General features: G+C 41.5%; 22 protein-coding genes and 3 pseudogenes. 2 read left to right on the top strand and 23 right to left on the bottom strand.

Annotation, left to right across the window (positions count from 1 at the left end; translation table 11 throughout):
* Positions 1-184 (top strand): annotated as a pseudogene (locus BMZ95_RS08645) (IS256 family transposase); the annotation flags it as partial.
* A gap of 473 nt (positions 185-657) precedes the next feature.
* Here the strand turns inward: BMZ95_RS08645 and BMZ95_RS08640 are convergent.
* The 21 genes and pseudogenes from BMZ95_RS08640 to pth form a co-directional block, all read right to left on the bottom strand.
* On the bottom strand, positions 658-1,902 hold the full coding sequence (locus tag BMZ95_RS08640; protein WP_080876943.1) for a toll/interleukin-1 receptor domain-containing protein: 1,245 nt from the start codon (positions 1,900-1,902) through the stop codon (positions 658-660).
* A gap of 140 nt (positions 1,903-2,042) precedes the next feature.
* Positions 2,043-2,420: an Eco47II family restriction endonuclease gene (locus BMZ95_RS08635; protein WP_455768901.1), complete on the bottom strand. Its 378-nt coding sequence runs from the start codon at positions 2,418-2,420 to the stop codon at positions 2,043-2,045.
* A 7-nt stretch (positions 2,421-2,427) separates the two neighbouring features.
* Entirely contained in the window at positions 2,428-2,499 is a 72-nt protein-coding gene (locus BMZ95_RS11730) for an Eco47II family restriction endonuclease (RefSeq protein ID WP_455768902.1), read from the bottom strand.
* Positions 2,500-2,542: 43 nt separating this feature from the next.
* Positions 2,543-2,647 (bottom strand): annotated as a pseudogene (locus BMZ95_RS11525) (DNA cytosine methyltransferase); the annotation flags it as partial.
* 559 nt (positions 2,648-3,206) lie between these two features.
* Entirely contained in the window at positions 3,207-3,662 is a 456-nt protein-coding gene (locus BMZ95_RS08620; RefSeq protein ID WP_014072932.1) for a hypothetical protein, read from the bottom strand.
* Between the two features lie 125 nt (positions 3,663-3,787).
* Positions 3,788-5,131 carry an exonuclease/endonuclease/phosphatase family protein gene (locus BMZ95_RS08615; RefSeq protein ID WP_014072931.1) on the bottom strand — a complete coding sequence of 448 codons (1,344 nt, stop codon included), beginning with the start codon at positions 5,129-5,131 and terminating at the stop codon, positions 3,788-3,790.
* A 198-nt stretch (positions 5,132-5,329) separates the two neighbouring features.
* Complete coding sequence (locus BMZ95_RS08610; protein WP_035172174.1) at positions 5,330-5,677, bottom strand: TnpV protein; 348 nt, start codon at positions 5,675-5,677, stop codon at positions 5,330-5,332.
* Positions 5,678-5,691: 14 nt separating this feature from the next.
* Positions 5,692-5,919, bottom strand: a complete 228-nt coding sequence (locus BMZ95_RS08605; protein WP_014072930.1) for a DUF6462 family protein — start codon at positions 5,917-5,919, stop codon at positions 5,692-5,694.
* Positions 5,909-6,175, bottom strand: a complete 267-nt coding sequence (locus BMZ95_RS08600) for a DUF6462 family protein (protein WP_014072929.1) — start codon at positions 6,173-6,175, stop codon at positions 5,909-5,911. Before BMZ95_RS08600 ends, BMZ95_RS08605 begins: the two co-directional genes overlap by 11 nt.
* 391 nt (positions 6,176-6,566) lie before the next feature.
* Entirely contained in the window at positions 6,567-8,057 is a 1,491-nt protein-coding gene (gene lysS / locus BMZ95_RS08590) for a lysine--tRNA ligase (protein WP_046921976.1), read from the bottom strand.
* A 68-nt stretch (positions 8,058-8,125) separates the two neighbouring features.
* Positions 8,126-9,115 (bottom strand): tRNA dihydrouridine synthase DusB, encoded by a 990-nt coding sequence (gene dusB / locus BMZ95_RS08585; protein WP_046921977.1) that lies wholly within the window; start codon positions 9,113-9,115, stop codon positions 8,126-8,128.
* Positions 9,116-9,127: 12 nt separating this feature from the next.
* Positions 9,128-10,015: an Hsp33 family molecular chaperone HslO gene (gene hslO, locus BMZ95_RS08580; protein WP_046921978.1), complete on the bottom strand. Its 888-nt coding sequence runs from the start codon at positions 10,013-10,015 to the stop codon at positions 9,128-9,130.
* 358 nt (positions 10,016-10,373) lie between these two features.
* The gene (gene ftsH / locus BMZ95_RS08575; protein WP_046921979.1) at positions 10,374-12,500 is read right to left on the bottom strand and encodes an ATP-dependent zinc metalloprotease FtsH; all 2,127 of its coding nucleotides are present in this window, start codon (positions 12,498-12,500) and stop codon (positions 10,374-10,376) included.
* Positions 12,501-12,595: 95 nt separating this feature from the next.
* Positions 12,596-13,138 (bottom strand): hypoxanthine phosphoribosyltransferase, encoded by a 543-nt coding sequence (gene hpt / locus BMZ95_RS08570; protein ID WP_014072922.1) that lies wholly within the window; start codon positions 13,136-13,138, stop codon positions 12,596-12,598.
* 27 nt (positions 13,139-13,165) lie between these two features.
* The gene (tilS, locus tag BMZ95_RS08565) at positions 13,166-14,512 is read right to left on the bottom strand and encodes a tRNA lysidine(34) synthetase TilS (protein WP_225354912.1); all 1,347 of its coding nucleotides are present in this window, start codon (positions 14,510-14,512) and stop codon (positions 13,166-13,168) included.
* 558 nt (positions 14,513-15,070) lie between these two features.
* A complete protein-coding gene (locus BMZ95_RS08560; protein WP_003692907.1) occupies positions 15,071-15,565 on the bottom strand; it encodes a S1 domain-containing RNA-binding protein in 495 nt (164 codons plus the stop codon).
* Positions 15,566-15,655: 90 nt separating this feature from the next.
* Complete coding sequence (locus tag BMZ95_RS08555; protein ID WP_014072918.1) at positions 15,656-16,051, bottom strand: FtsB family cell division protein; 396 nt, start codon at positions 16,049-16,051, stop codon at positions 15,656-15,658.
* A gap of 71 nt (positions 16,052-16,122) precedes the next feature.
* Positions 16,123-16,392, bottom strand: coding sequence for an RNA-binding S4 domain-containing protein (locus BMZ95_RS08550; RefSeq protein WP_014072917.1), 270 nt, complete (start codon positions 16,390-16,392; stop codon positions 16,123-16,125).
* A gap of 9 nt (positions 16,393-16,401) precedes the next feature.
* Positions 16,402-17,979, bottom strand: coding sequence for a putative polysaccharide biosynthesis protein (locus BMZ95_RS08545; protein ID WP_046921981.1), 1,578 nt, complete (start codon positions 17,977-17,979; stop codon positions 16,402-16,404).
* Positions 17,980-21,519, bottom strand: coding sequence for a transcription-repair coupling factor (mfd, locus tag BMZ95_RS08540; RefSeq protein ID WP_046921982.1), 3,540 nt, complete (start codon positions 21,517-21,519; stop codon positions 17,980-17,982).
* A gap of 13 nt (positions 21,520-21,532) precedes the next feature.
* Positions 21,533-22,096 carry an aminoacyl-tRNA hydrolase gene (gene pth / locus BMZ95_RS08535; RefSeq protein ID WP_014072914.1) on the bottom strand — a complete coding sequence of 188 codons (564 nt, stop codon included), beginning with the start codon at positions 22,094-22,096 and terminating at the stop codon, positions 21,533-21,535.
* Between the two features lie 334 nt (positions 22,097-22,430).
* Here pth and BMZ95_RS08530 point away from each other — a divergent pair, with 334 nt between their 5' ends.
* Entirely contained in the window at positions 22,431-23,402 is a 972-nt protein-coding gene (locus tag BMZ95_RS08530; protein WP_014072913.1) for an L-lactate dehydrogenase, read from the top strand.
* A 296-nt stretch (positions 23,403-23,698) separates the two neighbouring features.
* On the opposite strand, the pseudogene istB reads toward BMZ95_RS08530, so the two are convergent.
* Both istB and BMZ95_RS08520 read right to left on the bottom strand, forming a co-directional pair.
* Positions 23,699-24,437: pseudogene (gene istB, locus BMZ95_RS08525) on the bottom strand (IS21-like element helper ATPase IstB).
* Between the two features lies 1 nt (position 24,438).
* On the bottom strand, positions 24,439-25,000 hold a 562-nt coding region (locus BMZ95_RS08520), incomplete at its 5' end, for a Mu transposase domain-containing protein (RefSeq protein ID WP_404802669.1).

Here is a 25,000-nt window from a genome sequence, read left to right as displayed (position 1 = left end):
AATCTTCCCAAACGAGAACTCGCTGATGCGGCTGATGGGTTCCGTTCTGTTGGAAAGAAACGATGTCGTTAGCTCCAAGAAAGCCATATTCAGTCCGGCAACCTACGCAAAAATGATCAAGTCTAAGACGGTTGCTGAACTAAAAGAATTGGCAGAGGAACAACAAAAACTAAGAGCTGCGTAAGGTGTATCACTCTTTCCGAAGCTGTCAAGGGAACCTCTTCGAGGTGCGCAGATGGCGCACCCTTGACAGCTCCTTCAAGAGTGATAGTGGACAGACATGGATGCATTCGCATCCCCTGCACAACTTGTGCCTGGGAAAAATATTTTACACACAAATTAGGACTTGACTTATACTCTGTATTGGGGGTGACAAAATCGGACATGATTTTGGGAATTTTTGAAAAATAACTATTCCTCTACCTATAAAGCGTTGGAAATGGTATTTACCACCCCCTTTTTGCAAGTTTTTTATGCGTAAACGAAATATTTCTTCACTAATTGCAAGTTTCAAATGGTATTTGGACGGTGCTTGTCTAAAAGAATTTATTTTTCCACTAACCACATGTGGCAGGGTGTACAATGTCAGATGCTTTTTGAAAAAAGTCAAAAAAAGAAGCATTAACTTTTTACGATTAATGCTCTTTGGGTTAATCATTAAAAATTTATTTCGTCTGCAAGATCAGATACATGTTGAAAATGCTGTTGTTTAGGTTTTTCCTCTTGCTCTTTCAAACGATTTTCTCTTTCTTTAATTTCTTGTTCTTTTTTATTTGCTTCCTCAACACACAATAGCAAAGTATCTCTATGGTAATTTTTCACTTCATCAATTGTTGTTCCGTTTAAAATAATTTTTGATCCTATAACTGAAGCAATCCCTGGTCTATGCATAGTGGTAAATCTAGGTGGACTGTTCCATATTGCGACAAATATTTGTCCCCATAATCCACTAGGTGTTTTTGATAATTGAAATGGAACTGAATACAAAGCACTTCCTCGGCTTCCGTCCATTTTCGGAATAGTCACTTCATTTGTAATTATACCTAAGATATGAATTGCTTCTTCCTGATCTAAATTTTTTTGAAAATTCCCTACTGTAGATGGTTTTTTCCCAATAGCCGGCTTCTTCTTTTTTCCAAAGATAGTAGTCAGCAAGTCATGATATTGTTCTTGAGAAAATGGTGTTTCTGACAAGTCAATACTCAATTTTCCTGCACAAAATTTAGGCAATGCCGTCTCAAAAGTACCTCTTCTTAATACAGGAATAAACTTTCTTTCGTTATGATGATTGAATAATTCATCAGAAATTATATGCCCCTCATACCCTACACCACCAGTTCTTTTATCAGCTTTTTCCTTATACAATGGTGTACAGATAATCAAAACATAATCTGCATCCGTAATAGATTGTTCCATAAATTGTGGTAAACGATCACCTAATGATAAATCATATTGATCAACTACAACATTTATCCCATCAGATAATAATTGATCAGCAAAATCTTTTACCCATCTTTTATGCTCATCACCATCCCATGAATATGATATAAACACAGTTGGACAACTGGCATCCACGGTATATCTTTGTTCCATCTTTTTATCCTCTGTTACGATATCTGAATATGAACTGTATCTTTCTAGCAAAAATTTATGTAATTCTTTTGCTTCTGGATTATTTGCAAAAAACGGAAGTTCCGCTATCTCTTTTATAATGGAGAATTGTTGTTCTCCTGAAAATGAAGATAAATTTTGGTACATAGCAGTTCTTTTATTTTTTACTTTTTTCCCAAAATCTCCCCAATCTGTTGTAGCTATCGGAATATCTACCCCATATTTAATTGCATATTTATTGCATTGTTTAACCAATTCAGCTCGATTCAATCCTTGTGTAGTATCGGCCAAAACATCAGCGGCATATGATATAAATACATCCGGTAATTTATTTGTACTAATAACGGTTCACTCCCTTATTTATTGTCAGTTCCATAGCTGTTTTTCAGAATCATTTTTACATATGTTGAAATTCTGTCGCTCGTCTGCATCTATTTTACCATTTCCGGTGTCAACATCGAATTGAAACCTGCATATGAAGAAAAGCCCAGTATATAAATAGCCATCGCAAAAGTAAGATCAGTACCTTCAATAGAACTCTCTTTTGCAATTTCACGCAATTCATCAATAACTGTATCATGCGGAACAAGATTTTCTCCTTCCGTTTCAACTTGGATTACTTCTGGTAAGGGCATGCATATCTGATAGAAAGCATCGTCCTGTCCAGTTACCAATGCGTAAAATTTATCCATACTCACACGACGAATCAGCATATGTCCCACTTTCTGATTGTCCACTGAAGTTTCCCATTTAATGTTCTGAGATTTTTTTGCAATTGCCTCAACTAAAAAAACATGCACAGTCATCATCTTTTAATCACTGGCTCTGCATTTTTATAAACGTTTTTCCAGCTGCTGCTGAGTTCATCGTATTGTGCTTATTTTTCATTTCTACATATACTCGGTGAACTACTGATCCATCTGGTAATTTAATTCCATATGGTTTTGTATGTCTTTCCTTTATCATGCGATAATAGACCTCTTACATTTTCAAATAAAAACATCTTAGACTGTAACTTTTCCAAAAATATTGCATATAGAACTCATTCAGATCACTACATTTATTTGAGATTTCTGTCATATAGTCAAAAACAACTTTTCCCTGTTTTGGCGATAACTTCCGAATTACCTTTTGCACTTTCAGTTCCAGTTCTTCATTGAATGGATCATACTGCTCTCCATCTTTTTCCTGATAAACCTGTTCCATTCTTTTTCCGATCAGATCATTCAGGAACTCTTCCATATTTTCCGTTAATTCCATCTTTTTAATCTCCCATTAATCTGATTTTGATTGTTTCCGGACATATCACCGCCCAGCCAGAAAGTACGGACAGGATATAAAGTATAAAACCTGCCAAAAGCATTTTGCCTGCTTCTGTGCCTGTTTCCTGTCCGAATCCATAGCCTAAGATTGCTGTAATGCAGATGATTCCCGACAGGGCATGAAATACAGTTGCAGACAGCTATATGCTGAACATAGGCATCAGTTGTATCAACGTCAGCATATCCGCTGACTTTAGGTAAGCAATCTGCGACTTTTGAGCATAAAAAAACACCGGTTGCATTTCTACAACCGATGTTCTAGGAAACGCCTTTTTACTCTGAAAACTGTGTTTCTATGTTTTTCTTCGCTTCCTCAAGAGAGATTTTTCCAAGCAGTAGACCAAATATCCCGATGCTTAACCTATTAAGATAGTCCGGGCAAACTATTGTCAGAAAGTCTGCTGTTTCGATAGGCGTAAGTTCATAAAAGTCATACGGGATAACCATTGTATATGTGAGATCGTCATAACCATCTTCTGTTTTATATAATCTTCCCAAATACAGATACTGTGAATCATATAGCCCCTGCCCGACTCCATCTCCGGTACGCGGAAAGAACGTTGCATTGATATAGTTCAATAGCTCATAGATCTCCATCTGTTCACTACCCTTTATGATCTTAGATGCTGACTTCGTATAATAAACCCTTGCTTCTGCACTACCATCATAAAACCAGATGCAGGATTCTACAGCCCGTTCAGGAGCGTTCTCCATTCCTTCATATCTCATAGTTAGTCTCACTGTTTCTTCATCAATATCCTACTGATACTTGATGTTGTATGAATTCAGATACTCTTTAAACTTTCTGCAAGCTTCATTCTTATTCATGTCCATAACCGCCTTCCTCACAAAACTCAAGATAATTCAAATTCGGCAATGAGTGTTGCATGATCCGGATATCCATGAAGGTAAGACCAATCAGAAAAATCCGTTCCAGCTTTTTTATAAATACCCGATGTGTCCCATTTGATAAATTTTCTGTCATAGCGGTAATTTGAGACTTCTATACCTCTACTTACGATATGATCTTCCGGGAATTCGTAGTCATCGCTCATTGCATCCTCTTTATAAATACTCTGTCCGTTAGGTGTATACACAGTGTAATCCTGCTTACCACAGTTTATACATCCAACATTCCATTCTTCAAGATCTACACCTCTTCTGTAATTATTAAAATCGCCTACAATAAGGACATGCTCACATTTATCAGTGACAGAAAGTACATACTCCATCTGTTCTCTACGCAAAGCAGCCTGCTGTTTGTATTGCTTCTGTTGCTCTGCTTTACTTGCATTGTTATCAATGCATCTTGCCATTGTGATTCTTAACCCGCAGAATAGAAATTCTTTCTCCGTATCTTTCTCCTTTAAAATCACACTGGTAAAGTTAGGCATGTTATTTTCCCATGTCACTTCTGTAGTCTGGGCACTATCTAAAACTGCTTCAAACTTTTCTTTCTTCCAAAATAAAAGTAATTCGTTTTGCTTATTATCAGTGTTGGCTGTGGGTTCCTTTGGATAATAATCGTATTCATCGCCAAATGCGTCGTCGAAGAATTGCATATAATTTTTGCAAAAAGCAAACTCTGGCAATGAGCCGAGATCAGGCTTTTCTTCGTGAATCTCTGTGACAATTACAGCTGGCAGAGAATTTTTTCCATCTTTATTTGTTGCCTGATTTACGTTGTGTTCTAAAACTTTATACTTCATCATGTTGCATCCCCTTTCAAAAGATTCATTAAGTACCTTCCTTATTTTGTATAATGTCATAACATCCGTCGTATCTGTATCTGCTATTTTTTTGATTATCTGAAGACGAATAGAATCTATACTATCTTCCGTCTCCATGAAATCTTTAGATTCAATAGAAAGGGCACAGATCAAAAGAATATCTATTATTTGAGCTGGAAAAAATGATCTTCCAGTCATCTTATCTATTATTCTTTTCATAGATTCAAGATTTGTATTGGCTTGTGCAGTTATATTAAAGTTCACGGGAGTTCCTGATCCTTCCTGCTTGACATCAGATTCTTTAATTGCTTTCTTAAGAACTTCTTCGTTATTAACGTACTGCTTATATCCTTCCAATAAAGCAGTAAGAACATATCCCTTTGTCACTCGTAGATCAGGATAGTTATTTTTGGTAATCACTTGTAAATTGTCCAGTGTTCTCTGCTGCGCCTTTATTCTAAGATACATATATACACTCTCTTTCTATACACTCTAACATTATCTATTGCACTTTATTATTATCTTTAATGTATATTATAAACTATTTTTTCTACATGTCAACACTTTAATATGCACTTTTACGCTTTGATCGCTATTCCTCCATCATCGCCACCAGCTTGATATGTTCAAGGGCAGCCTTTCTGGCTTTGTCTGTCTTCAATTCCTTCAGCAAAGCAATAGCTGCTGAGATATACGGATCTTCCTCCGCAGGATTCGTGCTTTTAATGCCTCTGTTACACCTTCCACACTTCTCATTTGTGCTTCAATCAGCTCATACCGTTCCTGTGCCTGTTCGTTAAGATCTGCCAGATAGCTGTCCAGTTTTCCGGTCAACAAAAGATAAGAATACATTCCCGATTTATGTTTTTTCAGATATTCTTTCCGAAGCATTCCCCAGTACCCAATCGGTCTGGTTTCTTCCGGTAATGATAGCACTGGCAGGTAATAATCTCCTATCAACACATAATCTAATCCATTCCTGTCATCATGTAGTATTTTCCTCTGATTGCTCATGTCCTTCTCCTCCATCAAATCTTTCTCTGCTCTCGCAAATATGCTTCAAATATACTTCTTCGAATCAGCACTTTTTTTCTGATTTTATATACCGCCCCTGCTTCATGTGCCATACAGACAACGGGTTTGATTCCCAGTCTGTAGTATTCGCACGCCATGTTATAGGTCACGTAGTCATGACTCATAAATTCCAGATCTTCATCATCAATTTCATCTGAAAACATCCATACATTACCGCTCATCTTTTATCTCCTTACCCTTTCCTGTCGCTGGTTCATGGAATCGTTCCAGATAGGCGTCAAAAATATCCCGGTTGATCAATACGGTTCCATCTATTCTGTAAATCACACCTGCATCACTGGCGAGTTCAAAAAGTTTCTTATGAGAAATGCTGTAAATAATCTCTGCCTGTTGATAACGCAGATACTGTCGGCGCAATTTTCTAAGCTGCTCCGGTACTTCTTTCATACTTTTGATTGGTTTATAATTTTTATCCATGATGTTTTCCTCCAAAATTAGATTTACTGTTTTACAGAAGTTGACTGCCGGGATATATTTTTGTACGAAAAAAAGCACTTCTCAGATTAACTCTAAGAAGTGCTCTTGTTGTCATGCATATCAATCATTGATTCAGTGAATCAATTTTGATTTCATTCTCAAACCTGTGGCCTTTCACCTGAAATTCGTCATGCTTCATAACGATTCATTATTATCCCAAATTTTGTTGTCAACTGTGGCCTGACATCATGGTTTTAAAGATTTTACATTTGATTTTAATAGAGCTTTGCACCTGCTGGGATTCTGTCATTTACCATCAGAAAGTTCCGTCCTTCGTGACCGTCTTCCTCGTGCACTGCTGAAATCAGCATACCTTCGGAATCAATTTCCATCATCCGATGGTCTTCATTGTCGGGAACAACAAGACGTCGCGAATCGACTCTGCATTTGTCAACAGCATGACCAAACGGTCGATTCCGATGCCAAGACCGCCTGTCGGAGGCATGCCGTATTCCATTGCCTCGATATAGTCTTCATCGATGCCTTCTGCTTCATCGTTTCCGGCCTTGCGCTCTTCGACCTGGGCTTCAAAACGCTGACGCTGATCGATTGGATCGTTCAATTCCGTGAAAGCATTGGCATATTCGCCGCCAAGAATATAGAGTTCGAAACGATCCGTGAAACGCGGATCATCGGCATTCTTCTTGGCAAGCGGAGAAATTTCGACAGGATGACCATAAACGAACGTCGGATCAACGATCTTGTCTTCACAGAATTCTTCAAAGAATTCGTTGATGATGTGACCGACTTTCCAGTAGGATTCGTAATGAACGCCATGTTCGTCCGCAATCTTGCGAGCTTCTTCAACGGTCATTTCCTTCCAGAAATCAACACCGGTATATTCTTTGATCAGGTCAACCATATGCGCGCGCTTGAACGGCTTGTCAAAGTTGACTTCCGTTCCTTGATACGTCACGATGCTGTTATCGGAAACGACCTTTGCGGCAGCCTTGAAGATTCCTTCGGTTTCATCCATGACGTCCTTGAAGTCGAAATAAGCAGCATATGTTTCAAGCATGGTAAATTCAGGGTTGTGATGCGTATCGATGCCTTCATTGCGGAAAACGCGTCCGATTTCGTAAACGCGTTCCATCCCGCCGACGATCAGGCGTTTCAAATGCAGTTCAAGAGCGATGCGCAAATAAAGCTCAATATCGAGCGCATTGTGGTGAGTGATGAACGGACGAGCAGAAGCACCGCCGGCCTGTGTATGCAGGACGGGCGTTTCAACTTCAAGGAATCCGTTTCCGTCAAGATAGCGACGAATTGCCGTCACGATGCGACTGCGATTAACGAAACGATTGTAGCTTTCGCGATTCGTAATCAAATCCAGATAGCGCTGACGATAAATTTGTTCAATGTCTTGCAAACCATGATATTTGTCAGGAAGCGGACGCAACGCCTTCGAAAGGAAAGTAAGCTTTGTTACCTTTACGGTCAGTTCGCCCATGTCAGTCTTGATGACCTGACCTGTAATTCCCAGGAAATCACCGAGATCAGAACGCTTAAAGATGTGGTACATGTCTTCTCCGACTTCATCTTTGCGGATATAAAGCTGCATTCTGCCGGTTTTATCCTGAAGATCTGCAAAACCGACTTTTCCTTTGCCGCGTTTGGCAACCATGCGCCCTGCAATCGTTACGATAATGTCCTTGTCGTTCAATTCTTCCTTGTCCATGTCGCCATACTTCTCATGAAGTTCCTGGTTCATGGAATCACGTTCAAAACGATGGCCGAATGGATCAATGCCTGCGTCGCGCAATTCTTGCATCTTTTCGCGACGAACGCGCATTTGATCGTTCATGGTTTGTTCATTAGCCATTATTAGTCCTCACTTTCTTTTATTCACACTTTCTTAATTATATCACATGTTTTGCTTGCAAAGCTATGCTACTTGCTGTTCCTTGCCTGATAGTCAGCCAAAAAGCCGTCAAAAATTTCATGCATTTCTTTTTCAGTATCTGCACTGTTCAAAGCTGCTTTAGCTCTTGCAGAACGAGGGATGCCCTTTAAATAATACGCCGCCTGGGAACGAAATTCTTTTGGCCCCATTTTCTCGCCTTTGGCCAGAACAAGTCTGTGCAAATGTTCTTTTGCAACGATGATTTTTTGATCCGGCGTTGGTTCTTCCGAAAGTTCCCCCGTTTCGAGATAATGTACGGTCTGCTTTAAAATCCAGGGATTGCCCAATGCTGCGCGCCCGATCATGACGGCGTCGCATCCGACCTCATCAAGCATTTTTTTTGCATCCTGAGGCGTTCTGACGTCACCGTTTCCCATGAAAGGAATCGTCAATTTGTCGGCAACCTCATGCAGAATGTTCCAGTCCGCATGTCCTGAATATAATTGCTTTCTCGTTCTGCCGTGCATTGCTAATGCTTTGGCGCCGCCTTCTTGAGCTGCCAAGGCATTTTCAATTGCGTAAATATGATCTTCGTCCCAACCGGTTCTCATTTTAACGGTTACGGGTTTGTCAATCGAGTGCGTTACCGCATCCACCATTTCATAAACCTTGTCCGGATCAAGCAGCCATCTTGAGCCGGCATCAGTTTTCGTAACTTTTGGAACCGGACATCCCATGTTGATGTCAATAATATCGGCACTTGTATTTTCAGCCACGAATTGAGCAGCTTCAACCAAGGATTCTTTGCTTCCGCCAAAAATTTGAACGCTGACGGGATGTTCCGTCGGATCGACAAACAACATCCCAAGCGTTTTTTTGTTCCTGAAGTGGATTCCCTTGTCAGAAATCATTTCACAAACAACAAGACCTGCGCCAAACTCCTTGCAGATCAGCCTGAATGCAACGTTCGTCACTCCGGCCATTGGAGCCACGACGACCTGATTAGGAATCGTGACGTCACCGATTTTCCACTCCATTTTTTCACCTCATCAGCTTTCTCTTGCTTCTTTTTCGATTTCGCGCAATTCATCTTCCGTAAAATGATATTCATCGCAGCAAAAATGACAAATTGCAGTGGCATCATGATCTTTTTCAATCATTTCATCAATGTCTTTTTTAGGAAGACTTGCCATTGCTTCGGCAAAGCGTTCCTTTGAACAGTCGCATTCAAAGGAAACAGGCATTTTTTCAAGAATTTCAAGCTCATCCCCATCAAACAGACGCTTGAGAATGTCTTCCGGTTTCAATCCGTTTTGCATCATTGTCGAAATCGGTGCGATCGTTTGAAGCGTATGTTCAAGCTTGTCCAAAATTTCATCAGGACATCCTGGCATGACTTGAATCATGAATCCGCCGGCCGTTCCGATCGTATTATCGGAATTTACAAAAACGGACAATCCGACTGATGAAGGAATCTGTTCTGATTTCGCTAAATAATAAGTGAAGTCTTCGGCAATTTCGCCGGAAACAAGCGGCACCTGCCCAGTGAACGGTTCCTTCAAGCCGTAATCTTTCGTAACGGCCAAAAAACCTTCCGTTCCGACGGCACCTTTGACGTCAATTTTGCCTTTGTCGTTTAACGGCAGATGGACGTGCGGGTTTTGAACGTAGCCCTTGACCGTTCCCTTTGAATTTCCGTCAATTACGATTCCGCCAACGGGGCCGTTGCCATTGATTTTGACGGTCATCTTCTCATCACCCTTAAGTGACGACGTTGCCAGAAGCAGCGTTCCGACCATGCTTCTGCCGAGTGCTGCCGATGCGGCACTCCATGTATCCTGACGCTTTTGAGCTTCTCTGATCGTTTCTGTCGCATCAATTGCATATGCGCGCAAATGACCGTCGCAAGCCAAGCTTTTAACTAAATAATCAGACATTCAGTATCTTCCTTTCAATGTATCCAATCAGTTATTCTAACATATAACTTATCCTCAAAACAAGATAAGCACTCATTGCTGTTTCTAACCATGATTTCCACCGATCCATATAACAAAGAGTCTGAAAAAAAAGTCCCGGCTTCCTTTTGAAATAAATTAAATGCAGTACTGCTCAACTAATTTATCCAAAATCTCAGTAAAATTTACCGCCAAACTTTTTTTGGTTATTTCCATCATGGAAGGCGATCGTCATGCATAAGAAAAAACCGGATCAGATTTGCAACTGATTGCAAATCATCCGGTTTTTCAATTTGAGGCAGAGTTTTTTCCAAGCCTCTTCATTTAAAGACTCAACAGACTATTCGTCCTTATCATCGTCATTCTTTGGTTCATTCGTTTCATTCTCAGATTTGTTCGAATCTTCAGAATCAGCTTGCTTAAGGTTTTCTTCTGAAGGGAACTCGTCTTTGAGTTCATCACGATGGCTTTCTTCTTGCTTGACCGCATCTTTTCTGATGAGCGCTTCTTTAGCCTCTTCAAAAGTTGCAGCTTTTTCAGAAGGAAATTCATCTTCCGCTTGCGCAGGCATCTTGCCCGTCTTATACAAACTGAGGATTTGTCTTTCATCAAGCGTTTCATATTCAAGCAAAGCTTCCGCAATAATGCGATGCTGTTCTTTGTGTTCTTCGATGATCTTCTTGGCAGTTGCCATTCCCTCTTCACAAAGTGCTTTGACTTCAGAATCGATGGCGTTTGAAGTATCGATTGAGAACGGCTGTTGTCCCGGAACATAATCTCCGGCGAACATGCCGCTTTGCCCTTCATATTGAACAGGTCCAAGCTTTTCGCTCATTCCGTATTCAGTCACCATTGAGCGTGCAAGCTGCGTTGCCTGCTGGAAGTCGTTTGACGCACCGGAAGATTGCTGATTGAAAATCAGTTCTTCGGCTGCGCGACCGCCCATGAGCCCTGCTATTTGTTCTTTGAGATCCTTCTTTGAAAGAAGCATCTGATCTTCTTTTGGAAGCATGATTGCATAACCGCCGGCACGCCCGCGAGGAACGATCGTAACTTTGTGAACGACACGCGCATCATTCAGCACCAAGCCGACAATCGTATGTCCGGCTTCGTGGAAGGCAACCGTTTCGCGTTCTTTTTTGCTGATAACGCGATCACGTTTGGCAGGTCCTGCAATAACGCGATCTTCAGCTTCATCAACATCGGAAGCATCGATTTCCTTTTTATTTCGACGAGCGGCAAGCAAAGCTGCTTCATTCAGCAAGTTGGCAAGGTCGGCCCCGACAAATCCAGGGGTCTGCTTGGCAATGATTTTCAAATCGACATCCTTGGCCAAAGGCTTGTTCTTCGCATGCACCTTGAGAATTGCTTCACGCCCTTTAACGTCAGGACGACCAACCAAAATCTTGCGATCAAAACGTCCGGGACGAAGCAAAGCAGGATCCAAAACATCAGAACGGTTCGTGGCAGCCATGACGATAACGCCTTCGTCGCCTTCAAAACCGTCCATTTCGACCAGCAACTGATTCAAAGTCTGTTCACGTTCATCATGTCCGCCGCCCATGCCGTTTCCGCGCCGACGACCAACGGCATCGATTTCATCGATGAAAATGATTGACGGGGCGTTCTTCTTGGCATTTTCAAAAAGATCACGAACGCGACTGGCACCAACACCGACAAACATTTCAACGAAGTCAGAACCTGAAATCGAAAAGAACGGCACGCCCGCTTCACCCGCAACGGCTTTGGCCAACAAAGTCTTACCTGTTCCGGGAGGTCCTTCAAGCAAAACACCGGACGGAATCTTCGCACCCAAAGCCAAGAATTTATGCGGATCACGCAAGAATTCAACGACTTCGACCAATTCCTGTTTTTCTTCTTCGGCACCGGCAACATCAGAAAAACGTACTTTATTGTTCTTTTTGTCAACCGGTTTTGCCTTGGCCTTGCCAAAGTTCATTACGCGGCCGTTGCCGCCGCCTTGACCGGCTTGTCCCATCATCATATAGAAGAAAATGATGAAGAAGAAAAGCGGGACCACATATATGAGCAACTGAATCCAGATACTGCTTGACTCTTCTTCTTTTGCCCCGTACTTGACGTTGTTTTTCTCTGCGTACTTTTTGATCTGAGCAACGGAAGAATCATTCGTCAAAACGTTCGTTGAGAAGTGATCAACCTTTGATTCAGAGCTTGGGAAACCAACCAGGCCGCTGGTTCCTTTAGATTTTTGAGCTTTTTTATAAACACCGGTAACTTTATACGTGCTGCCTGACGGCTGCATCGTAAAGCTCTTGACGTTGCCTTTCTTAAGTTCAGTAATAAACTGACTTGACTGAATCTGCTGGGATTGGGAATTGGAATGATTTCCAAACACATAGTAAAGTGCCCCCATTATCCCAAGGAAGATTACGATATAAAAAAGGCTGTTGCGGAAAAGCCCATTTTTATTGTTATTATTCTTCAAGCGACTTCCTCCTTCATCCTGTTGGATATCCAAATAAACAGATATCGTAACAGTCTCATAATATCATATTTGACCTTTGTTAACCCAAAAAAGCTTTAAATATTTTCGTAAATTTCAGGCTTTAAAATTCCAACGTAAGGAAGATTGCGATAATGCCCTTGAAAATCGAGTCCATAGCCCACGACAAACTCATTTGGAACCTCAAATCCGACGTAATCCGGTTTGACCGTCTTGACGCGACGGTCGGGCTTATCAAGCAGCGTGCAGATCTTAACCGAAGCCGCATCCCTGCCCTTCAGCAATTCGACAAGGCTTGCCAAAGTCCGCCCCGTGTCAATGATGTCTTCAACTATCAAAACGTTTCTTCCCTTGACGGAAACGTCCAGATCCTTGATGATTTTGACTTCTCCTGAAGAAACGGTATTGTTTCCGTAGCTTGAGACGTCCATGAAATCAAGTTCGCAATAAGTGTCGATTTGACGAACGATATCCGCCATAAACAGAACGGCTCCTTTTAAAACGCAAATAACAAGCGGATTTTTTCCTTCAAAATCTTTCGTGATTCGTTCACCCAAATTTCGTGCAACTTCATCAATTTGTTCCTTGCTGTACAAAACAGCTTTGATATCATTATTCATTTGAAAATTCAAACCTCTTTCCTACTCTCATTTTCGAAAGACTGCTATGTATTGAATTTTAGCATTTACACAACCTCGTGACAAATCGGATTTTTTGACTCCAATAACCCATATTGCTTGGTTTTCGCCGTTTACGACAAGCCACAGTTTTTTTCTTTCATCTAGAGCAATTTTTTTATCTATCAAAATTTTTTTAATTTTTTGCGAACCGTTTTTCGTCTTCAAGACGTCTCCGCAATGTCTGTGACGAAGCATCAAATCATTTGGAGATGCAATCTCAAGGACATCATCTTCCGGCAAAAGATCGATTTTATCGCGTCTGAAAATGCCGATTTTCTCTCTTTCATTTAAACTATACCATTTTCCCGGTTCTAATTTAAAAATTTTATTCTCGCTTTCTTGATTGTTCTTTTCGGTTTTTTTGATTCCAAAAATCCCATAGGTTCTGAAAAATGCGCAGGAATTTCCCAACGCTAAGCTACCTTGCGGCTTTGCATCGTTTTCAAGCATTTTAACGCATTGCTCTTGTTTTTTGAGCGAAAAATTTCCCGCCTGCTTTAAAATATGCTTTAAAGTCAGTCTTTTCTGTGATTCATCCTGCTTGAGCCACTTTTCAAGGCTGTACCCGCCTTCAACCTTTAAAAGCAAGCAATCCTCAACAATCTTTTTATCGGAATAATCCAACAAGTCTTTCAGCTGAAGACTTAATTCTTCAACATGAGTCAAAAAATGCCGATTTTCCTTTTCAAGAAAAGGTACGACGTGATGTCGCAGACGATTCCTCAAAACGTCATCGAGAGCATTCGTTTCGTCTTCAAAATACTTGATCTGATTTCTTTCGGCGTACTCCTTCAGCGTTTCCTTTGAAAAATGCAGCAAAGGTCTCAAAAGCTTTCCGGCGCCAAAAGTTCTTGCAGACTTGATTCCGACCAATTGTTCCAGATCACCGCCTCTGACGGCTTTCATCAAAATCGTTTCAGCCTGATCGTTTGAATGATGAGCCGTCAGCAAATATTCGATGCCTGTTTCTTCCATGATTTTCTCGAAGAAGCGGTATCTGAATTCTCTTGCTGATTCCTCGATGCCTTTTTTCGGGTGAAACTCTTTTTCCCAAACGTTCTTAAATAAGACAAGCCCGTTTTTTTGACAATACTTCGTAATAAAGTCAGTTTCCTTTTTGCTCTGCTCACGCAACTGATGGTCAACGTAAGCGACTTGAACGGTCGGCCTCATTTTTTCAGGCAGTCTTTGCAAGAGACTCAAGAGAGTCATTGAATCACACCCTGTCGAAACGGCAACAAGCACCGTTTCATTTGCAGGAACGCCCATTTTTTTCCATTCGGCCTGAAACTCAACTTCCGTTTTGTCTTTCATGATCATCACCTACCTTAAAAAGACAATCAAGGAGTCTGTGAAAAACTCTGTTTCAAATTAAAAACCCGGATAATTTGCAATCAACTGCAAATCTGATCCGGTTTTTTGCGTATGCATGACAACTGCCTGCTATGATGGAAATAGCCGAAAATAGTTCAGCGGTAAATTTGACTGAGAGTCCGGCGCGCTGATTTATCAGTCGCTGCATTTGTCAAAATCACTGTCGTTTACGGCCACATCGATGAAAATAGGTGATTTGTCCGTAATTATCTTGCTCGAAAAATGGCGATTACGGACAAAATTGTCAAAAACAACCTTTGGTCCGTAAAACCTCATCATAATAGCCAAAAATTTACGGACAAATCTGCCAAAAAGAGCACTTTGTCCGTAAATCTGGATGAAATTTTGACTGAATTGGGTGATCATTTTTAAAAAGATAATTTTTCATACGCGCAAAATTAAAAAACACCTTACGAATTCAAGCGAAAACAGACCGCCTTCGTTCGGTACTTCATTTAATTCAAGTAAGAAACGGGACTTTTTCCCAGCCTCCTGTTTTTATGAGCGACGGCCGCCGCGGCCGCCGCGTTTGCCTTCCGTATTGCGTTTCAAAGATGTCAAACGTTCGTCGCTTTCCTTTAAAAATCCTGCAAGCAATGAATCGAAGTCTTTTCTTTTAGGTTCTTGGCGGTGAGATTGCTGTGGAAATTTTCTGTTCTGCATCGGACGATTACCGTTTCCGCGTTCATGAGAGCGACCGTCATTATGTCTGTCGCCTTCTGATTTGCGATGATGGTCCTTCTTGTTTCCCTCTGGCTTGTCCTGGGCCTTGCGAATCGACAAGCTGATCTTTCCGTCATCACCAACGGAAAGAACCTTGACGGTAACCGTGTCGCCAACCGTCAAAACATCATGAATATCCTTGACGAAACCATCGGAAACTTCGCTGATGTGTACAAGTCCGGTTTTCTTGTCTCCTAAATCAACAAAAGCACCAAAATTTGTGATTCCTGAAATCTTGCCGCTAACCTTTGAACCAACTTCAATTGACATAAAAAAATTTTTCCTCCTAGAAATTCTTGTGTCCCTAGTATAACATGATTTTACTTATATTTATACACTATCGATGATTAAAGCATCATTTTAGTCATTCTGATCAGTTTGAGAATTATCTTCTGGCAAACTGAAAATAATCTCATTATTCTTTGAATACAGATATTTTTTTCTGATCAATTTTTGAACATAATCCTCATCGTTCAGCTGCTTAATTTTAAAATTCAAAAAAGAATTAGTCTGTTGAGCATTTTTCAATGCCTCTTGCGCAACCTCTTTTTGAGCTTCAAGCCGATTTTTGTAAGCTATTCCGCGGCCGATCACCAGTGACGAAAAAACGGCACACAAAACCAGAATGCCTGCACAAGTCCTTTTAAAAAGGCGATACTTGTGTACTTTTTTTCTTTTGCGTTCGTCCCTTTGTTTAATTGCCATCTGTTTTTGATAATACTCGTTATCTAAAACAGTCACTTTTCTGCTTTTCATATCGCTGCCTCACTAACCGCATTTTGAGTAGATTATATCAAAAAAACGCTTTTTTATCCATCAAAAAACGGTTACATCCTGTAATCTTCCTTATATTCTTCGGAAACAACCTCATACATTCCTTCTGCTTCATCTTTTTTAGTCGTTTCTTTCAGTTCATTGACTCTGATCGTCAGCGTCTTGTTTCCGAAATTAATCACCAATTCGTCGCCAACGCTGACATCCGTTGATGATTTGGCAATCTTGCCGTTAATCGAAATCCTTCCTTTGTCGGCAATTTCCTTGGCAACACTGCGTCTTTTAATAACGCGTGATACTTTCAAATACTTATCTAATCTCATTTCATTTCCTCATTTCTTTAATTTTTGAATCAGTTCATATATTTTCCTTCCCTTGGGGAAGGCAAGCCACTCATCTTTTTCGAACAATTCAAGCGCCACGCTGCTCAAAAAAAACACGAAGCACCCCAAGACGATGCCTGCACTTGTCGCAACAACGGCATCAAATCGAGTTCCTGCACTGAATTTTTCAAACAGAATCATCAGCGTTTTGACCGATCCGCCCATCAAAAGACATGCCGCACCAAGCTTTGTCATGAACGAATCACCCGTAAAGACGCTGCCGACGCTCTTTGGCTTGAAAAATACGATCAATGCCAACGAAACGGCCAACGCAAGCACCGTTGAAATGCTGGCCCCGATAATTCCGAATTGTTCAATCAGCCAAACGTTCGTGCAAGCCTTGACAAAAATACCGCACAAAAGCGAAAATGCCGCCTTTGAGAAAAGATTCATGCTCTGCAAAATCGAATTGTAGGTACTGATCAAAGCAATAAACACGATGCTGACTACGTATGCGGAAATCGTCGAACTTAAAAAAGCATCCCCGAACAGAAGAGTATTCAGTTCAGGCATGATCGAAATCATTCCGACCGTTGCTGCCAAAGCAATCACCGTGCTGATCCGCAAGATAATTTTTGTCGTTTCCTTGAACTCGGCAACCTTTTTTTCAGCCAATTCGCTTGAAAGAGCCGGCAGAAGCGATGCTGAAAAGCCGGTCGCAAGCGCCATTCCGAGTTGAACGAGCGGTTGCGCCCTGTCATATGCTCCCTTAAGATTTTGAGCTTTTGACAGACTCATGCCGGATAATCTCAAACCGTTCATAACGGTAAACGAATCAACCAGCTGCAGCAAGACCATCATTGCAGCAAACAGACATAATACCAAGCCTTCCGTAAACATTTTCTTGAATAAAACGCTGTAGTCTTCATGAAAATCGCCTTGTCGGGCCTTGAAAAACTTTTTAAAATAAAAAGAACTCATGCAGATCATCGCAAAAAATGCACCAAAGGTCGAGCCGAGCATCGCATTTGCGCCCATGGAATAAAGATTCCAGTCATATTTTACAAACATCGCTGCACAAACGATAATAACCAAAACTCTGACGAATTGTTCAGCTACTTGCGACAAAGCCGGAGGAATCATGTTAAAGGTTCCCTGATAATATCCTCTCGGAACGGCCAGCATCGGCATGAACAAAAACATCCAGGAAATGCTTTTGATCAACCAAAAAAGTTCTGAATCTCCCATTAAAAAAGCAATCTGTTTTGAAAAAAACTGCAGAAAGGCAAAAACGAAAATTCCAAAACAAGCCAGCACCAAAAAGATTTGGCGCGACAGCTGCAGTCTGTGAAGCTCGTTTTCCTGCTCAGCAATCAATTTTGAAATATAGACCGGGAATCCGCTTAGAGCAAACGTCATTCCGATTCCATAAATCGGGTAGACCTGCTGATAGACGTAAAAGCCGGTATTGCCGACAATGTTTTGAAACGGGATTCGGTAAAACGCGCTTAAAATTTTGGCAGCAAGACCTGCACAGGACAAAATGACTGCTCCCCGCATCGTCTTTTGTATTTGTTCATTTTTCATCTATGCTTTGATTTCCTCTTTCTTTGGAAAATTGCCCAATGACTCGGCAATTTTTTTGGCAATCTGTTGCAATTCGTACAAAAGCTGCGTTTCTTTGGTTTTATCACCGCAAAGAAGCGTAATCAGCGTCTGATTGTTTTTCTCACCGAACGTCGACTTCAGATCGCAATCGTCCAAACTTGCCACTAGCTCTCTCAAGCCAAGTTTTTCAGCCGCCTTCTTCGACAGCAGAATTTCGATTTTTCTGTCATATTGCGTAATTCGTTCGATCATCGCATGGTCGGCATAAAACTTCAGCAGTCCGATTTCAAGCAGGTTGGCGCACTCGTCAGGATAATCACCAAAACGATCAGTCAGATCAGCCTGAACTTCTTCATATTCGGCATAGCTGTTAAGCTGATGAATTCGCTTATAGATTTCAATTTTTTGTCTCGAATCTTCAATGTATTCCGTCGGAACATATGCCTCAATATTTAGATTGATTTCGCAATCTGTTTTTTGCTCCGGCTTGATGCCGCGTTTTTTAGCCACCGCTTCGTTGAGCATTTTCGTATAAAGGTCATACCCGACGGATTCGATGAAGCCATGCTGTTGTTTTCCGAGCATGTTGCCGGCCCCGCGAATCGAAAGATCTCTCATCGCAATTTTAAATCCAGAGCCGAGCTCCGTGAAATCTTTAATGGCTTCCAAACGTTTTTCGCCGTCCTCGGTCAAAACTTTATCAGGCTGATACATGAAATATGCATATGCCACCCGATTCGAACGGCCAACTCGTCCTCTGAGCTGATACAACTGTGCCAGTCCCATCCGATCAGCATCTTCAACGAACAAAGTGTTGACGTTCGGAATGTCGACGCCTGTTTCAATGATCGTCGTCGTTACCAGAACATCGTATTCGCCGGCAATAAAGTCCGCCAATATTTTTTCCATCTGAGTTTCCGACATTTGTCCGTGAACATAGGCGATTCTTGCTTCCGGAACGATCGTATTCAATGTTTCGACAACCGTTTCAATGTCATGAACCCGGTTGTGAAGATAAAACACTTGCCCGCCCCGTGACATTTCGCGTCTGATTCCTGCTGCCACGACATCATAATTTTGTTCCATCGCATATGTTTGAATCGGATAGCGATTAAGCGGTGCAGTTTCAATTACGGACAGGTCTCTGACGCCAAGCATCGACATGTTGAGCGTCCTTGGAATCGGTGTTGCCGTCAGCGTCAAAACATCGACCGACGTTTTGAGTTCTTTGAGTTTTTCCTTGTGTTTGACCCCGAAACGCTGTTCTTCGTCAATAATCAGCAAACCTAAATCGGCAAATTTAACGTCCTTTGAAAGCAGCCTGTGAGTTCCGACGATAATGTCAATTTCACCGTTTTTCAGTTTCAAAAGCGTTTCTTTGACTTGCCTTGGCGTGCTGAATCTTGACAAAACGCCGATTTCAACCGGAAATCCTTCAAAACGCGACAGCATCGTTTCGTAGTGCTGCTGCACCAAAAGCGTCGTTGGTGCGATAAAAGCCACCTGCTTGCCGTCTTCAACTGCTTTAAACGCTGCTCTGAGCGCAACTTCAGTTTTACCGTAGCCAACGTCTCCGATCAGCAATCGATCCATCGGCTTTTCTTTTTCCATATCAAGCTTGATTTCCTTGGCGCTCCTTAACTGGTCCGGTGTCTCGGTATAAGGAAAAGCATCTTCGAACTCTTTTTGATAGCTGTCGTCTTTAGGAAATGCATGACCTTTTTCAGACTCGCGCCTGGAGTACAGTTCAACCAGCTCATCTGCAATGTCTTCAAGCTTTGACGCAACTTTTCTCTTGGTCTTCTCCCATTCGCTGCTTCCGAGCTTGTTGACTTTAGGCACCTTGCCTTCTGAAGAAACGTACTTTTGAATGCGGTCAAGCTGAGAGACGGGAATGAAAAGCTTCGCATCGTCTCGATAAATGATCGTCATGTAGTCTTGGTGCCTTCCTGCAACTTCAAGCGTCTCCATCCCCATGAAGCGGCCAATGCCATGGTTGACATGCACGACAAAATCTCCGGGCTTCAAATCGGCATAACTCTTCAGACGCTCCGTATTTCTCATGGTCTGATGTCTTGGCTGGCGTTTTTTGACTTTTGCGAAAAGTTCATTTTCCGTCAGCACGACCAGATGGCTTAAAGGCAATTCAAAACCTTTTTGAAGGGTTCCGTTGACAATTTGAAAAGCACCTTGTTCAATTCTGTCTTTGTTGGTTTCAATTGCTTTGATTCCCAAATCATCAAGCAGCTGCAGCATCTTTTTTGCGCGCTCCGTTTCAGAAATCAAAAAAACGACCGTTTCATTCGTTTTTTTATAGCGCAGCGTTTCAACCTTGAGAAGCGGCAGCTGTCCGAAGAATTGCTGCACGCTCCGCGATTTGATATCCGTCAAGGAAACAAACCTCATACGGCCCATTCCTTTTTGAAGGAGCGACATGAAAATTCTTTCATGCTGCTCTTTTTTCTCGAGTTCGGAAATTTTAAAACCGAGCGTTTCCTTGACATAGAGCTTGCGTTCTTCGATTTTTTCCAAGATCCACTGCGCATCGCTTTTTTCAAGCTCGTGATCTTTTTCTTTCAAGCGTTTGTAATCGTCAAAAACGATCATTCCGCTTTCTGAAAGGTAGTCAAAAAGCGAAGTCTTGCTTTTCCCGTAAAGTTCTTCTGAAAAAACAACGTGTTCGGGTTCCAAAATCCCGCGATGCCAATCGTCGGCGACCGTCCTCAGATTATCCGCCAACAGTTTCTTATCTTCTTCATCGTCGAGTTTTGCCAAGTAGTCCTTGACGTTTTTTTGCAGCACCGCGGCTCCTTTTTCAAGCATAGAGTCTGATGCGATAAAATCCGTTGCCGGCAAAATTTCGACTTCATCGATTTTTTTCAGACTTCTTTGATCCGTTGAATCGAAAAGTCTGAGAGAGTCGATTTCCGTATCAAACAAATCGATGCGCACTGGATTTTCCAAATTGAGCGCATAAATATCGAAAATCGAGCCTCTGACGGCAAAATCTCCAGGTCTTTCAACCATTTTAACCGCCCGGTACCCCATCGTGCAAAGCTCTTGTTTTAATTTTTCAGGAATGATCTCTTCGCCGAGCTTGAACTTAATGGTGCTCTTGAGCCAAAAATCCTTCGGACAAAGCATGCGTCTTATCCCTGACACGGAAGTCACGACGATTTTTGAGCTCCCGTCAGCCATTTTCTGCAAAGTTTTGACTCGCTGAGCCTTATATTCCGGCGAACTTGCGGAAATTGCCGCAGCAAAGTTTTCTTCAACCGGAAACAAATCAACGTCTTCTTCCGCAAAAACGTTTGTCAAGTCCTCTTCAAGCGATTGCGCATGAAACAGATCATCGCAAACGACGATCAACGGAACTTGAAATTTTTCTTCAAGGTCCGCCAAAAGAAGCGTGCGCACCGAGCCGCTCACGCCGGTTATCATATGGCGTCCCTTTTCCTTTAAAGAATCATGGAATCCGGTCATTTCGGCCGTATTCGACAGTAGCTCATTAAGCTGCATGGATACCTCCTCTTTAGCGTTTGTTGAATCTGTTCATCGTCTTCATGAAATCATCGTTTTCAAGCCAGTCATCAATCGCATCGACGGCTTCGTTCATTCCAACGTCAAATTCAGTGCGCTGATCCGAAGAAAAACGCGTCAAAACCCAATCAACGACCTTTTGTTTTGCCGGATGATCGATTCCGATCCGAAGACGCTTGAATTTTTCAGTACCCAGATGCGCAATAATGCTCTTGATGCCATTGTGTCCTCCGGCAGAACCTTTTTGGCGTAGTCGAAGTCTTCCTGTTGCAAGATCCATGTCATCATGCACGATCAGGACGTCTTCCGGATCCAGTTTGTAAAAATCAACGATCTGTCGCACGGAGCGGCCGGACTCATTCATATATGTCGTTGGTTTTGCCAAAATAACCTTTTCGCCGTTAATAATTCCGTCAGCAATCATTGCGTCAAATTTTTGCTTGTTAAATTCAAAGGCGTGCTTTTCGGCAAAACGATCGATCGTCATAAAGCCCGCATTGTGTCTTGTTTCATCATACTCTTTGCCGATATTGCCCAATCCAACGATTAATTTCATTTTTTATCCTCTCAACAAGTAATTTGAAAAATAATGTAAGCGCTGTCTGAATTTTGAATGATTTCATTTCAATCTCAAACCGAAATATGCCGCAACACTTTGCCCAAATTCCGGATGACGAATTATAAAAAGGCTCAACGATGCGGTTAAGATACATTATTTTCTAACATTTAAAAATCAAAAATAAAAATTATTTTTATCAAGTATAACATAATTTGAAGAAATAGCATGAAAAAAAATCTTTCCCTTTGAAAACATTCACCAATTTACTGAAATCCATGTTATAATGTGAATGTATCAATTTAGTTACTTTTTAAGGAAAGGATGTATTACTGTGTCAAAAACACAAAATCATCAAAAAGTTATGTTAGTCGGCGATGGCGCCGTTGGTTCTAGTTACGCATATGCAATGGCATTGCAAGGTATCGCTGAAGAATTCGGTATCATTGACGTTGTCAAGGAACGTACCGAAGGCGATGCATTGGATCTTCTCGATGCTACGGGTTACACATATCCTAAGAAGATCTATTCTGCAGAATACTCAGACTGCAAGGATGCCGACTTGGTTGTTATCACGGCCGGTGCTCCTCAAAAGCCAGGCGAAACACGCCTTGACCTTGTAAACAAGAACCTTCGTATCTTGTCAACAATCGTTAAGCCAGTTGTTGACTCAGGCTTCCAAGGCATCTTCCTGGTTGCCGCAAACCCTGTTGATATCTTGACATACGCAACATGGAAGTTCTCAGGCTTCCCTAAGGAACGCGTTCTTGGTTCAGGCACATCCTTGGATACGGCACGTCTTCGCGTTGCTATGGCTGATTTGACAGGCATCAAAGATCCTCGTTCAATGCACGCATATATCATGGGTGAACACGGTGATTCAGAATTTGCTGCATACTCTTCAGCATCAATCGGTTCACTTCCATTCTTGGATTGGGCTAAGGAACATGACGTTTCTAAGGAAACGCTCGACAAGATTGAAGACGACGTTCGTAACAAGGCTTACGAAATCATCAACAAGAAGGGCGCAACGTTCTACGGTGTTGCTGCTGCTTTGGCTCGTATTTCCAAGGCTATTCTCCGTGATGAAGATACGGTTCTTCCTGTTTCTGCATACATGGATGGCCAATACGGCATCAACGACGTATACATTGGTACACCAGCTGTTGTTTGCGCAGACGGCATCAAGCAAGTTATCGAAGTTCCTTTGAACGAAGAAGAACAAACAAAGATGACTGAATCTGCTAAGACATTGAAGAAAGTTCTTAACGACGGTTTGAAGAACTTGGAAGAAAGCCAAAAGTAATTTTGCTTCCTTAACAGCTGATTCTAAAGAGTCTCGCTTTGGCGAGGCTCTTTTTTTAAATGAGCGTTTTTCAGATAATTTTTTACTGTTAATCAGCCGCAAATTCCGTGACTTTAGTCAGTGACGACTGACCTTGACGGTATGAAGCAAAAAGAAATTTCAAATATCTAAATGACAATGTTCTTTTTTGGAGAAAGTTCTGCTGAATCAGCGTATCTTTTTTCATTAAGCAATTTGTCAAGGGCGGATTTAATTTGTCGTTTTATGGCGGTTTAAAAATGTATGATTTGGGCGGTTTAAGAACTGACCGATGTTAAACGGTATGACTTTCCCTTGATCTTAATCACGTGTGAGTGATAGACAAGGCGGTCTAAAATGGCTTCTGCGGTTGCCGTGCTATTAAGGACGGTTCCCCAACTTGATAATGGAACATTGGTCGTTATGATCGTTGATTTGCGTTCATAACGGCCATTTATTAGTTGAAACAGCATCTTGGATTCATTCGCCGATATCGGCAAATACCCAAGTTCATCAATGATTAACAGATCATACCTTTCGTATTGACGCATTACTCGTTCCAGATGCTGCTTTTCTTGAGCTGACTTCAATCTGAGAATTAATTCGTGACAGTTTATGAATAATGTTCGCACGCCTTGCCGGCATGCTTCGATGCCAATTCCGATGGACAGGTGTGTTTTGCCCACGCCAGGACTGCCAATTAAAGATAATGTTCCCTTAATTATCCAGAAATGACATGGTCGCAAACTCGTCGATTTGCTGCCGATTAACCAAAGGCTGAAATTGATAATTAAAATCACTGAGCCGTTTGACAATCGGGAAACGAGCCCGCTTTATTCTTCGCTTTAAGCTTTCTTGTCGCTGATAGGCAATCTCCTTATCCGTTAACTCTAATAGTGCCTCGCTGAAGCTGATTTGACTGTCATTGACTTGCTGCCGATAATCCGCAATTGATTCGGCCATATTATTTAAATTCAGCTTCGTTAAATTGTCGATTAGTCTTTGATATTGATTCATTTTATTCCCCTATCTGATCATAAATGCTGAGATTATTAAGCATATACTGATCGATTTCTTCATCCGTTTTGTCTTCCATCAAATCACTTTTAAGAATGGCATGTTTATCACGAGGATCGTAATTAAACTGTTTATTTGTTAAATCGTGTTTCTTGATTTCAGATCCTTGATAGAAGATACGAATAGATTTACCATCAGTATCCGGTTTGATTTCAACCTCTTTTCCGATATAATTAGGGGAGACAGAGTATTGATGGTTTTGAAATCTAATCATTGAGTCTTGCGATACTTTTCTGGTTTGGACGCTGTCGAAGTATCTTGTGAGATCGTAATTGAGAGGCCGGAAATGCTCTTTTTCTTTTGTCCATAATTCAACCGGCTTCCGGTTATTGCTTTGTGACTTCTCGTGATTTAGGCGTTTGGCTAATCGATTAACGATATCATTCAGGTCATTAATGGTACAGAACTCTCCATCGTAAGGCTTCAGTCGTCCCATCGTTCTTGCCAATGCTTCAACGCAGCCTTTGGTCTGCGGCCTAAATGGCCGACAAGCGATTGGATGA

Source organism: Ligilactobacillus ruminis DSM 20403 = NBRC 102161 (genome assembly GCF_900113455.1).
Classification (GTDB): domain Bacteria; phylum Bacillota; class Bacilli; order Lactobacillales; family Lactobacillaceae; genus Ligilactobacillus; species Ligilactobacillus ruminis.
This window is presented reverse-complemented; position numbering and strand designations above follow the sequence as displayed.

Excerpts from the sequence above, each read along its gene's own strand:
- mfd (WP_046921982.1), bottom strand. The coding sequence starts at position 21,519 with ATGCAGCTTAATGAGCTACTGTCGAATACGGCCGAAATGACCGGATTC.
- pth (WP_014072914.1), bottom strand. The coding sequence starts at position 22,096 with ATGAAATTAATCGTTGGATTGGGCAATATCGGCAAAGAGTATGATGAA.
- tilS (WP_225354912.1), bottom strand. The coding sequence starts at position 14,512 with ATGAAAGACAAAACGGAAGTTGAGTTTCAGGCCGAATGGAAAAAAATG.
- BMZ95_RS08605 (WP_014072930.1), bottom strand. The coding sequence starts at position 5,919 with ATGAGCGGTAATGTATGGATGTTTTCAGATGAAATTGATGATGAAGAT.
- hslO (WP_046921978.1), bottom strand. The coding sequence starts at position 10,015 with ATGTCTGATTATTTAGTTAAAAGCTTGGCTTGCGACGGTCATTTGCGC.
- BMZ95_RS08555 (WP_014072918.1), bottom strand. The coding sequence starts at position 16,051 with ATGAAAAGCAGAAAAGTGACTGTTTTAGATAACGAGTATTATCAAAAA.
- dusB (WP_046921977.1), bottom strand. The coding sequence starts at position 9,115 with ATGGAGTGGAAAATCGGTGACGTCACGATTCCTAATCAGGTCGTCGTG.
- hpt (WP_014072922.1), bottom strand. The coding sequence starts at position 13,138 with ATGAATAATGATATCAAAGCTGTTTTGTACAGCAAGGAACAAATTGAT.
- BMZ95_RS08620 (WP_014072932.1), bottom strand. The coding sequence starts at position 3,662 with ATGAGATATGAAGGAATGGAGAACGCTCCTGAACGGGCTGTAGAATCC.
- BMZ95_RS08610 (WP_035172174.1), bottom strand. The coding sequence starts at position 5,677 with ATGAGCAATCAGAGGAAAATACTACATGATGACAGGAATGGATTAGAT.
- BMZ95_RS08550 (WP_014072917.1), bottom strand. The coding sequence starts at position 16,392 with ATGAGATTAGATAAGTATTTGAAAGTATCACGCGTTATTAAAAGACGC.
- lysS (WP_046921976.1), bottom strand. The coding sequence starts at position 8,057 with ATGGCTAATGAACAAACCATGAACGATCAAATGCGCGTTCGTCGCGAA.
- BMZ95_RS08635 (WP_455768901.1), bottom strand. The coding sequence starts at position 2,420 with ATGATGACTGTGCATGTTTTTTTAGTTGAGGCAATTGCAAAAAAATCT.
- BMZ95_RS08545 (WP_046921981.1), bottom strand. The coding sequence starts at position 17,979 with ATGAAAAATGAACAAATACAAAAGACGATGCGGGGAGCAGTCATTTTG.
- BMZ95_RS08560 (WP_003692907.1), bottom strand. The coding sequence starts at position 15,565 with ATGTCAATTGAAGTTGGTTCAAAGGTTAGCGGCAAGATTTCAGGAATC.
- BMZ95_RS08600 (WP_014072929.1), bottom strand. The coding sequence starts at position 6,175 with ATGGATAAAAATTATAAACCAATCAAAAGTATGAAAGAAGTACCGGAG.
- BMZ95_RS08615 (WP_014072931.1), bottom strand. The coding sequence starts at position 5,131 with ATGTATCTTAGAATAAAGGCGCAGCAGAGAACACTGGACAATTTACAA.